2 protein-coding genes and 1 pseudogene are annotated in these 2,472 nt (G+C 59.2%); all 3 read left to right on the plus strand.

The annotated features are described in order from the left end of the window. A pseudogene (locus WB528_RS09015) lies at positions 1 to 210 on the plus strand (glutamine--tRNA ligase); the annotation flags it as partial. A 124-nt stretch (positions 211 to 334) separates the two neighbouring features. Next, positions 335 to 679: a DUF6788 family protein gene (locus WB528_RS09020; protein ID WP_423888075.1), complete on the plus strand. Its 345-nt coding sequence runs from the start codon at positions 335 to 337 to the stop codon at positions 677 to 679. Between the two features lies 1 nt (position 680). Continuing rightward, the gene (locus WB528_RS09025) at positions 681 to 2,087 is read left to right on the plus strand and encodes an ISNCY family transposase (RefSeq protein WP_423888076.1); all 1,407 of its coding nucleotides are present in this window, start codon (positions 681 to 683) and stop codon (positions 2,085 to 2,087) included. The last annotated feature ends 385 nt before the right edge of the window (positions 2,088 to 2,472 follow it).

Genomic DNA, 2,472 nt, shown 5'->3' on the forward strand with positions numbered 1-2,472 from the left:
TTCACCGCCGACCTCAATCCCCAGTCGCTGGAAATCCTGAAGGACGCGAGGGTTGAGGCTGGTGTCGCCGAGTCCAACTCGGCCGAGGTTGTGCAGTTCGAACGGCAGGGCTATTTCGTGCGGGACAAGGATGCTACCGCCGACCGTCCGGTGTTCAACCGCACCATCGGGTTGCGTGATACCTTCGCAAAGGAAGTCGGCAAGGTCTAGCTACTTTCCGGCGCAAAAATGAAGTGCGCGGTTGTTGTGGGAGAATCGCTCGGGGGATGGAAAACTGCAAGGCCGGACGGAATTGATGTTGACGTTCGTCATTGCCGCTGATTCATTCTTATGAATGATTCGAGATCGATCCTTTCGAGCGCGCGAGAAGCTTGTCGGCAAGCTGCCGGTCACCGGCGAATTGCTGCGTGGCTCGCTGCTGGAGCGCACCGTCCGACATACCAAAGACTGCCCGAAATGCGCGCGTGGCGAAGGGCACCGGGTGTTTGTTCTGACGGTCACCTATGCTGGTGGACGCACGCGGCAACTCAGCGTGCGTCGCGAGCGCGTCGCCGAGGTTCGCCGCTGGCTGAACAACTATCAGAAGCTGAAGCAATCGATCGAGACCATTTGCGAACTCAATCATGATTTGCTGCGTCCGGAGCCGCGTCGAAGGCGCTTGGGAGGACACCGTGATTGAGATGCGCCGAGCGCAGCCCAGCTTTGGCGACGGGTTGATCGCCGAAGAAGTGAGCGATCTTCGCGAAGGTTGGATGGAACCCGCCGACCGGGTGCTGGCGGATGAACAGATCGTAGCTGCGGTGTATGAAGCGCTGGCGAGGCGACATCCCAAGAGCCGCAGTCGCGGTCGGTTGGGCGCGCCGGCCGAGATGGTATTGCGCTTGTTGATCCTCAAGCACATCCGCAACTGGAGCTATGGCGTGCTGGAGCGCGAGGTGCGCGCCAATCTGGTGTACCGCGACTTCACCCGCGTCGGCGCCGGCAAGATGCCCGATGCAAAGACGATGGGACGTTGGGGCCTGGCAGTGGGACCCGAGGTGGTCAAGCAGATTCACCAAAGGTTGGTGAAGCTGGTTCAAGCCAACGGGTTGGCGGCAGGGCGCAGAATGCGCGTGGACACCACCGTGGTGGAGACCAACGTCCACTATCCGACCGATTCGAGCTTGTTGGGCGATGGCGTGCGGGTTCTGATCCGCACCATGAAAAGAATTGGCAAGATCGCCGGCGAGACTGGCGCCAAGCTGCGCGACCGCAGTCGCAGCGTGAAGCTGCGGGTCCTGGACATCGCCCGGGCGGCGCGCTCCAGAACCAAGCAGAGCCGGGAGAAGCTCAATCAATCCTATGGCAAGCTGCTCAATGCGACCAGCCGAGTGGTGGGACAGGCGAAGCGGTTCTCCAAAGAGGTAGCCAAAGGAACGAAGCGCGCAAGGAACGGCCTGCAGCAGTTGGTGCTCGAAGGCCTGCGCCAAGAGCTCGACGCGATGGTGTCGCTGGTCAAGCAAGTGATGAAGCAGACGAGAGCGCGTATCTTCCGCGGCGACACACACGCCGAAGGCAAGATACTCAGCCTGTTCGAGCCATCGACGGAGATCATTCGCAAAGGCAAGGCCGGCAAGCCGAACGAGTTCGGCAAGATGGTGAAGTTGCAGGAGGCCGAGGACCAAATCGTGATCGACTACGAGGTCTATGATCGGCGTCCGAGCGATTCGGACCTGCTGATAGCCGCCATCGAGATACATCGAGCAATGCTGGGGCGTCCGCCGTACATGGTGGCAGCAGATGCCGCATTCTACTCCGCCAAGAACGAGGCAGCAGCGAACGACCAGGGCGTCAAGCGCGTCTGCATTCCCAACCGTTCGACCAAAAGCCCTGAGCGCAAACGAGAGCAGAGGAAGCGCTGGTTCCGCAACGGACAGAAATGGCGGACCGGATGCGAGGGACGCATCAGCGTGGTCAAGCGGCGACACGGGCTCGATCGTTGCCGCTACAAAGGCGACGCCGGAATGAAGCGTTGGGTCGGACTCGGCGTCATCGCCGACAACGTCGTCAACCTCGGTCGCACAATGGAAAAGCAATCCGTCCAGTAGGCGCCGCAACCCAAGCCAACTCAGGCCCGCCGCTCACCCCGGCGGGTTTTGTTTTGCGGCAACCCATTGACCTCAATCCAGGAAACGTCAATTTTGCGCCGAGAAGTAGCTAGAAATTTTAAACTCCTATTCTAACGCCATTCCGAAAATTCTGACACGTCACGGCTGAAGGCTGGTGCAAATTCGCGAGGATTTTCAGACTCTACTTGAGGTGGTTTTCATTTGCGACCAACTGGGTGTCGAGCTGTTTCATGCGCTGCAACTGAGGCACAACTTCATTGATACGAATTCGTCACGGCTCGGATCAGAAAGAACCTGATCGGCAAGAACCTTGATGTAAGTCAAAGGTTGCTCTGCAGCACGGGGCTTTGATGCTCATCAGGCA

Source organism: Bradyrhizobium sp. (assembly GCF_049586575.1).
In the GTDB taxonomy this organism is placed as follows: Bacteria; Pseudomonadota; Alphaproteobacteria; order Rhizobiales; family Xanthobacteraceae; genus Bradyrhizobium.